Raw genomic sequence first — 8,544 nt, 5'->3', positions numbered from 1 at the left:
GCATCGCATGTGTATGCAGATCTGCCTCATGCGCAGCAAGGATTTCCGGCAGCGAGCCGCGCAGGTATTCCACCCACGTCTTGATCTTTGCATCAAGGTACTGACGCGATGGGTAGATGGCGTACAGGTTCAGCTCCTGCGAGCGGTACTCGGGCAGCACCCGCACCAGCGTGCCGTTGCGCAAGCCTTCGATGGCGGAGTAGATCGGCAGAATGCCCACGCCCATGCCGCTGCTGATTGCCGTCTTCATGGCGTCTGCCGAATTGACCAGAAATGGCGAGGTATGGATCGTGACCATTTCCTGACCTTCCGGGCCGTCGAACAGCCACTTTTCCAACGGAAACACCGGGCTGACCAGCCGCAGGCACGCGTGGTTGAGCAAGTCAGTAGGCTTGAGCGGGATGCCAAAGCTCTTGACGTACTCCGGCGATGCGCACGCGATGCTGTAGGTGATGCCCAAACGTTGCGAAACAAAACCCGAGTCCGGCAGCTCGCTGGCCAGCACGATGGACACGTCATAGCCCTCTTCGAGCAGATCCGGCACGCGATTGGCCATGGTCAGATCGAACGATACGTCCGGATGATTGCGTCGGTAGCGGGCAATGGCATCGATCACGTAATGCTGACCAACGCTGGACATCGAATGCACTTTTAGCTGACCGGCCGGCCGCGCATGGGCATCGCTGGCTTCGGCTTCTGCTTCCTCCACGTAACTCAGAATCTGTTCGCAGCGCAGCAGATAACGCTTGCCGGCTTCTGTGAGCGCGATTCGGCGTGTAGTGCGGTTGAGCAGACGGGTTTGCAAATGAGCTTCGAGGTTTGAGACGGCGCGCGAAACGTTGGCGGTAGTCGTGTCGAGCTGAACGGCAGCTGCCGTAAAGCTTCCGGCCTGAGCCACACAACTGAACGCACGCATGTTTTGCAGGGTATCCATGGGCAGTTCTCTGGAGAGATGGCAAATTGTGACACGAAGTAACTGGCCCATGTCAGCCTGGCTTAAGATTATCTCCGATTCTGTAACAAAGATTCACAATTCTCCCGGCTTATCGGCGCTCTGATGCGCCCCTAGAATCGCGCCACCTGAGTCATCTCACCTTACGTCGGGAAGTTGCATTCGTGCCGCGTCGCATCATCAGAAGGGCCGCGCCCTTCAGTGTCTGGGCTTTAACGTTAGTCATCAGCGGCTGCATCGGAACCGGCGGGATCGCACCTCAAGGCAAGGCTTTGCCTGTGGACAGCCTGGCCACTGACGCCGCCATTCGCGATGCTGAACGGGAGGCTCACTGGCCGGCTGCTCAATGGTGGCGCGCCTACAACGATCCGCAACTGGACCACTGGATTGACCTGGCCGCGGCCGGAGCGCCAAGTCTGGCCATTGCGGCGGCGAGGGTTCGTCAGGCGAGAGCCATGGCGGGCATGGCTGAATCGGCCGAGTCGTTGCACATCAACAGTGAAGCGTCCCTCAAACGGCATGACTGGGCGACTGATCAGTTCTACGGCCCCGGCGCGCTCGCCAATACCACCACCTGGGACAACAATGCGTCCCTCGGGTTGAGCTACTCACTGGATTTCTGGGGACGGGAAAGCAACGCCACCGAACGGGCGCTTGACCTGGCCCACATGAGCGCAGCCCAGGCGCGACAGGCGCAGCTTGAATTGCAGGACAACATCGTTCGCGCCTACATCCAGCTGTCCCTGAACTACGCCCAGCGTGACATCGTTGAAGCAACGCTCGCGCAGCAGCAACAGATTGTTGATTTGGCTCAGCGTCGTTTGAAGGGCGGGATCGGCACTCACTTTGAAGTCAGTCAGGCTGAGACGCCATTGCCGGAAACCCATCGGCAAATCGATGGACTGGATGAGGCCATTGCACTGAGCCGCAACCAACTGGCAGCGCTGGCGGGCAAAGGTCCGGGGGAGGGTGCCAGCCTGCACCGCCCGACGCTGGCGCTCAAGACTGCCCTGAAATTACCTTCGGCTTTACCCGCGCAATTGCTCGGTCAGCGTCCTGACGTGGTGGCAAGCCGTTGGGCTGTGGCTGCTCAGGCCCGAGGCATTGACGTGGCTCATGCCGGTTTTTATCCCAACGTCGACCTGATCGCCAACCTGGGTTACATGGCTACGGGTGGCGGCATGCTTGAATTTCTGGCGGGTAAAAAATTCAACTACAGCGCAGGGCCTGCGGTGAGCTTGCCGATCTTCGATGGCGGGCGTTTGCGTTCGCAGCTGGGGGAAGCCTCTGCCGGTTATGACCTCGCGGTGGCGCAGTACAACCAGACGCTGATAACCGCGCTCAAGAGCATTTCCGATCAGTTGATACGACGTGAGTCCATGGACAAACAACAAGCGTTCGCCAGCGAATCGGTGGCTGCGGCGCAGAAGACTTACGACATCGCAATGATCGCTTACCAGCGCGGGCTGACCGATTACCTCAACGTGCTCAATGCCCAGACTCTGTTGTTTCGTCAGCAGCAGGTTCAACAGCAAGTCCAGGCGGCCCGCCTGACGGCCCATGCCGAATTGGTGGTTGCGCTGGGCGGCGGGCTGGAGGCTGGCAGCGATACACCGGCCGAAGACAAAACCCAGGCCCCGAAAACCCCGGCCACGCTGGCGGTGTTTGGCCAGTGAATATCTCCACTGAACGCCTCGATCTCGGTAGGAGCGAACTTGTTCGCGAGGCTTTTCATATGACGCGCTGCTCAACCCGCCTCGCCAACAAGTTGCCTCCTACCGGGGAGTGCGATCCTGCAGGTAAAACAGGGCATGCCCGCTATAGCCAGACGGTGAATACCTCAAGCGAACGCTGTACTTGTGGGAGCGGTGCTTGCCCGCGATTCAGGCACCTCGGTATAGCTGAAAAACCGTGTCGCCAATATCACGGGCAAGCACCGCTCCCACAATTGATCGTCATTCGCCGCAACAGGTACGTGACATCTTGAACCGCATAACCGCCCTCCCATGGCGGCGGGAATTCAACAGCTGGGCGCGCAGTGACGGGGTGACCTGGATCTATATCTTCAAGGTGCTGATTGCCGCTTTCCTCACCTATTGGCTGGCCCTGCGCCTTGAATTGCCTCAGCCGCGCACGGCGATGATTACCGTGTTCATTGTCATGCAACCGCAAAGCGGACATGTGTTCGCCAAGAGCTTCTACCGATTGCTCGGCACCCTTGCCGGTTCCACGGTCATGGTTGTGCTGATGGCCCTGTTCGCGCAGAACTCCGAACTGTTCCTCGGCAGTCTGGCGCTGTGGGTCGGTTTTTGTTCGGCAGGCGCAGCCCGCTACCGCAATTTTCGCGCGTACGGTTTTGTGCTGGCAGGCTACACCGCAGCAATGGTTGGCCTGCCTGCATTGGCACACCCGGAAAGTTCGTTCATGGCGGCCGTCTGGCGAGTGCTGGAAATCAGCCTCGGCATCGTGTGCTCCACAGCCGTCGCCGCTGCGATCCTGCCGCAAAGCTCCGGCGCGGCGATGCGTAACGCGCTGTATTCGCGCTTTGGCATATTCGCCCGCTTCGTCGCCGATGGCTTGCGCGGCACTACTCCACGGGATGCTTTCGAAACCGGCAACGTGCGTTTTGTCGCCGAAGCCATCGGCCTTGAAGGGCTGCGCAGCGTCACGGTTTTTGAAGACCCGCACATGCGCAGGCGCAATGGTCGGCTCAACCGGCTGAACAGCGAATTCATGGCCATCACCACCCGCTTCAACGCCTTGCACCAGTTGCTCGAACGCGTAAGAGGTGATGGCGTCAGCCGCGTAGTGATCGCTGCCGAACCGGGCCTCACTGCTTTAGCCAAATTGCTCGACGGTTTCGCCAATCGCTTTCTGACCCCCGGTGATGCCGCGCAACTGGTTCAGCAACTGGAAGCCTTCAAGGCGGACTTGCCCGAGCGGGTTCGCGCCGAGCGTGCTGCTCTGGAAGACCTCCAGCCCAGCGAAGCCGAACTGCTGGATTTTCACACCGCTTACGAGTTGCTTTACCGCCTGGTCAGCGACATGCACGACTATGCCCAGACCCATGCCTCACTGGCGGATCACAAGCACATCAGGGAAAAGTGGGAAGAAGCATTCCTGCCCAAAACCAGCTGGATGACAGCCGCGGCGGCGGGCATTCGGGCAACGTTCATTCTGGCGATCATGAGTGCGTACTGGGTAGCGACTGCCTGGCCCAGCGGCGCGACCATGATCCTCGTATCAGCGGCCACCGTGGCGTTGTCATCCACCACTCACAACCCGCGACGCATGTCGTTTCAGATGGCCTGCGGCACTTTGCTGGGCGCGGTGCTGGGATTCATCGAAACCTTCTTCATCTTCCCGAACATCGACGGCTTCCCGTTGCTGTGCCTGTTCCTCGCGCCGGTATTCATGCTCGGCGCGTTCCTCGGATCGCGGCCGCAGTGGTCCGGTTATGGCCTGGGATTGTTGATCTTCTTCGGCATCGGTTCAGTGCCCGACAACCTGACCCTCTACAACCCATACACCTTCATCAATGACTACATCGCCATGGTGATTGGCATGCTGCTGTGTGCTGCGGCTGGCGCGATCATCCTGCCGCCGAATGCGCGCTGGATGTGGCGACGACTGGAGGGCGATTTGCGCCGTCAGGTGGTGTTCGCCATCAGCGCGCCGCTGAATCGTCTGGGCTCAAGTTTCGAAAGCCAGACCCGCGACCTCATGCACCAGGCCTACGGATTGGCTGCTGGCAAACCGCTGGTGCAACGCGAGCTGCTGCACTGGATGTTCGTGGTGCTGGAGATCGGCCACGCAATCATCGAACTGCGCCGCGAGCAGGACATCCTCCCGGTACATCCGGCCTATGCGCCGTGGCAATCCTGGCGGGTGGCAATCCGGGTGATGGGGCGCGCCTTGATCCGCCTGTTCATCCAGCCGGACCACAGCAACTGGCAGCGTGCCTTGGCTGCCGTCGATCATGCGATCAATCGTGTGCAAAACAGCGACGAACCTTTCGCGCCTCACTTTGATACCTCAGTGCTGCGTCGGGTGAAGAGCTACCTGCACTTCATTCGCTCGTCACTGCTGGACCCTCAATCACCACTGGCCGCGCATGCTCGCAAAGGCCAGAGGCAAGGACTGATTCATGCCTCGTGAAATCGCTTTTCATGGCCTGTACATGCCCAGTGTGACCGTCCTGTTTCTGATCGCTGTGGTGCTCGCCTGGGCACTGGACCGACTGCTGTCGAGCCTGGACCTGTACCGCTTTTTCTGGCACCCGGCGTTGCTGCGCCTGTGCCTGTTTGCATGCATCTTCGGCGCCATGGCGCTGACCGTTTACCGTTGATTCTCGAGTAGCCCTGATGAAAAAGCTCTTCAGTCTGATCGCCACGTTACTGGTTCTGGCTTTGGCCATCTGGATCGGCCGCACCTTGTGGGTCAACTACATGGACACGCCCTGGACCCGCGATGGTCGGGTTCGTGCCGACATCATCAACGTTGCTGCCGACGTCAGCGGCACGGTGGTAGAAGTGCCGGTGCGTGATAACCAACAGGTGAAAAAGGGCGACCTGTTGATGCAGATTGATCCCGAGCATTATCAGGTGGCCGTCAAGCAGGCTCAGGCGCTGGTGGCTTCACGCAAGGCCACCTGGGAGATGCGCAAGGTCAATGCCAGGCGCCGTGCCGACATGGACAACCTGGTGATCTCAACCGAAAGCCGCGACGACGCGAGCAACATCGCCACCTCCGCGCAAGCTGATTACCAATTGGCCCTGGCCGGGCTTGAAGCCGCTGAACTGAACCTGCGTCGCACGCGAGTGCTGGCCGCCGTGGACGGTTACGTCACCAACCTCAACGTGCATCGTGGTGACTACGCACGCATCGGTGAGGCGAAGATGGCCGTGGTGGACATGAACTCATTCTGGGTCTACGGCTTCTTCGAAGAAACCAAACTGCCGCACATCCGCGTGGGTGATCCCGCGGACATGCAGCTCATGAGCGGCCAGTTGCTCAAAGGCCATGTGGAAAGCATCGCCCGTGGCATCTACGACCGCGACAACCCGGAAAGTCGCGAACTGATCGCCGACGTCAACCCGACCTTCAACTGGGTGCGTCTGGCACAGCGCGTGCCGGTGCGTATCCATCTGGATGAAGTGCCCGCCGACGTGCTGCTGTCGGCGGGTACTACGTGTACGGTGATTGTGAATCCTGAGGTTGAGCGCTAACCACTGTTGGCGGGTTTCTGTGAGATTCCATGTTTGGCCGCAAACTGACGTGGGACCGGCTTTAGCCGGGAAAGCGGTATTCCTGACAATGAAAATGGAGTGCTTAAACGGGCCCCTTCCCGGCTAAAGCCGGTCCCACGGCCAGTCCGGTGGTGGCCTAGGAAAAGAGCTTTAGAGTCGCCTCGATGCCAAGTCTGGTTTCGTCAGGCGCTGTTTTCAGAATCGCGCGGCTGAACGTGCGTTTAGTCAGCTCTCGCTCCAGTCGCGCCTGGTTGATGCCCGCTGTTCTGCGCAGCCCGTCCAGGTTGGGAATGAATACACCGTTTTTGTCATAAGCACCGACAATCGCCGAGGGCGGAATATCGGTTGCGTAGTTAATCTCGACCGGAGCCAGGTTCAAGCGTGGTGATTGGGGATAGCGTGCCGCAAAGTCATTGGCATAAAGGTGATAACCGTCGAGCTTTCGCGCGTCGATGAGGTAAGTGTGCCCCCCTTTGGCACCACCATAGGTATAGGCCCCGACGTGATCCTGGTCATAGAAAACCGACGTCGAGATACCTCTGCCGTCCGGGTCCAGGGCGTCATGGCCGCCACCAAATCCGCCGCGAACGCCGGTCGCCTGATGAATGTCTTTTTGCAGATCGGCGGCCGGCGTTCGCAGCTTGAAGCCCTGCTCGAAAATAATGTCGGGATTGCGCGAATCACCGCGAAAAACAAAGCCGCGATAAACCGTAATGTCATACGATTCAATGAGTTGCTGTGAAAAATGCCCGTGCTTTTCCACCCACAGCTGCGTGACCTGTGGGCCTTTTTTAAAGTCGGCGTTCAGTTTCAATTCCAGCGAGCGCAGCTTTGCCGAGTGTTTCGACCGCTCCAGGGCATCGATCAAATAAGATGTCGCTGAAGACGGCAGATTCTTTGTTTTCAGGATGACTTTGAGCCTCTGTGCAAGTTGAGTTCTGGCCAGCACTGAAAGTCCTTTGCCGACCACCTTCAGCACCAGAGGGGCAATGACTTCAGCCAGTGCGCCGATGATGGCAGCGCGGTACAAATCAGCCGCCACGTCGGGCAGATCCTCCAGTTCGGCCCTCACCGCATCGGTAGCCGCAGAGGCGATACTCAGCAGGAAAGCCGCCATCAGTCTGACCGGCACCAGACTGACGCTGACCGGCAGCGTGATGCCCAGCGACAGTCCTGCCAGAAGATAACCGCTGAACTCGAGAGCCGAATCAGCAAGCCGCTCGGCATCCGTCGAAACCAGCGTATCGATATCAGACAGCAGGCGTTGATAACTCAGGTCAAACAGCGCGTTGGCGATGTCAGGGCTTGCATGGAAAGTAATGGGAGCGACCCAGTAATATTTGGTCTCGAACCTGCGGACATATTTGACTTCGTCATTGCCGGGCTTGAGTCGCTGATAAAGCGGGAGGCGCGCCAACACCTTGTTGCGCAGCGAGGCATGTCTTTCGATCAGCGCCCTAAACTGATCGAAATCACGCGGTATTTCGTAGACCGATCTTTGCTGCGGATCATTGCCCAGGAATACCAATAAGCCTTGAACTGTCTGGTCTTCATAATATTCAGGCGTTGGCAGAAATACCGCCCGTTCCAGCTTCACTCGCGACGTGCCCTCAAACTGAACGAGCCGGGGTTCAATCCAGCCATTCAAGTAATCATTAGCGAGTGCGATGAGTGTCGCGGCTGAGGCTCTGTGCTCCAGAAATCGACGGATAATGTTATCCAGTTCGTGTCGCGTGAGCAGCAGGGAAAGTTCTTTGACGTTAGGGCGATTAAAGTGCGCCTCGACCTCGCGGATGTAGCGCTCCTGCAGGTTCACCGTATCGAACAGATCGCGTAACTCAGGCGGAAACGCAGGGGGCCAGCGGATACGCAGTCGTGTGGCGTCTTTCAGATCGTGGCGAAAAAAGTCGGTGACGATCTGGTGGAGTTCAAAGGTGGCGATCTTGAGGCGGGGAGGGCTGACGCCGATTAATCCGCTGTGACGAGAGTCGGTGTATTCGACATTGATCTTCATGCTGCTGGTGACCAGTGCCTTGTGCGGCTCATGCATCGTTGAGCGCTTCACTTCCGTGCGAATGAAATCATCGATAAAAGCGAAGGGGGAAAGCAATCTGGGTTGAGAAACCGAGTCGATCAGATCGGCCAGTTCATTGGCCAGATGGTCGATATCGGCGGGGACTGTAGCTGTAGTGCTCATGCGTCATTCCTTGACAGGTCATGGGCAGTGCATCCATTGCTCTGCTCAGGCTATGGAATATAGAGGTTGGGACTTGGCGCGGTTGTAGGACGTTTCTTTGTTATCGCGGGGTAAAGGCGCGGGAAGCAGAAGTGTCCTGAGGCACT

The 8,544-nt window shown here is 58.6% G+C and carries 6 protein-coding genes; 4 read left to right on the top strand and 2 right to left on the bottom strand.

Annotated elements, in window-relative coordinates:
* On the bottom strand, positions 1 to 934 hold a 934-nt coding region (locus H8S59_RS24690), incomplete at its 3' end, for a LysR family transcriptional regulator (protein ID WP_187523120.1).
* A gap of 182 nt (positions 935 to 1,116) precedes the next feature.
* On the opposite strand from H8S59_RS24690, the gene H8S59_RS24685 reads away from it, so the two are divergent.
* From H8S59_RS24685 to H8S59_RS24670, 4 genes are all read left to right on the top strand, one after another.
* Positions 1,117 to 2,628 carry an efflux transporter outer membrane subunit gene (locus tag H8S59_RS24685; RefSeq protein ID WP_187523119.1) on the top strand — a complete coding sequence of 504 codons (1,512 nt, stop codon included), beginning with the start codon at positions 1,117 to 1,119 and terminating at the stop codon, positions 2,626 to 2,628.
* 304 nt (positions 2,629 to 2,932) lie between these two features.
* Positions 2,933 to 5,110: an FUSC family protein gene (locus tag H8S59_RS24680; protein WP_187523121.1), complete on the top strand. Its 2,178-nt coding sequence runs from the start codon at positions 2,933 to 2,935 to the stop codon at positions 5,108 to 5,110.
* Entirely contained in the window at positions 5,100 to 5,300 is a 201-nt protein-coding gene (locus tag H8S59_RS24675) for a DUF1656 domain-containing protein (RefSeq protein ID WP_095102213.1), read from the top strand. Before H8S59_RS24680 ends, H8S59_RS24675 begins: the two co-directional genes overlap by 11 nt.
* Before the next feature lie 16 nt (positions 5,301 to 5,316).
* Positions 5,317 to 6,180, top strand: a complete 864-nt coding sequence (locus H8S59_RS24670) for an efflux RND transporter periplasmic adaptor subunit (RefSeq protein ID WP_187523118.1) — start codon at positions 5,317 to 5,319, stop codon at positions 6,178 to 6,180.
* A gap of 157 nt (positions 6,181 to 6,337) precedes the next feature.
* On the opposite strand, the gene H8S59_RS24665 is transcribed toward H8S59_RS24670, so the two are convergent.
* Positions 6,338 to 8,398, bottom strand: a complete 2,061-nt coding sequence (locus tag H8S59_RS24665; RefSeq protein WP_187523117.1) for a hypothetical protein — start codon at positions 8,396 to 8,398, stop codon at positions 6,338 to 6,340.
* Between the last annotated feature and the right edge of the window lie 146 nt (positions 8,399 to 8,544).

The organism is Pseudomonas folii, from assembly GCF_014357575.1.
GTDB classification, from domain to species: domain Bacteria; phylum Pseudomonadota; class Gammaproteobacteria; order Pseudomonadales; family Pseudomonadaceae; genus Aquipseudomonas; species Aquipseudomonas folii.
This window is presented reverse-complemented; position numbering and strand designations above follow the sequence as displayed.

What these genes read in the sequence shown, in the direction of transcription:
- H8S59_RS24675 (WP_095102213.1), top strand. Translation starts at nt 5,100, where the DNA reads ATGCCTCGTGAAATCGCTTTTCATGGCCTGTACATGCCCAGTGTGACC.
- H8S59_RS24670 (WP_187523118.1), top strand. Translation starts at nt 5,317, where the DNA reads ATGAAAAAGCTCTTCAGTCTGATCGCCACGTTACTGGTTCTGGCTTTG.
- H8S59_RS24665 (WP_187523117.1), bottom strand. Translation starts at nt 8,398, where the DNA reads ATGAGCACTACAGCTACAGTCCCCGCCGATATCGACCATCTGGCCAAT.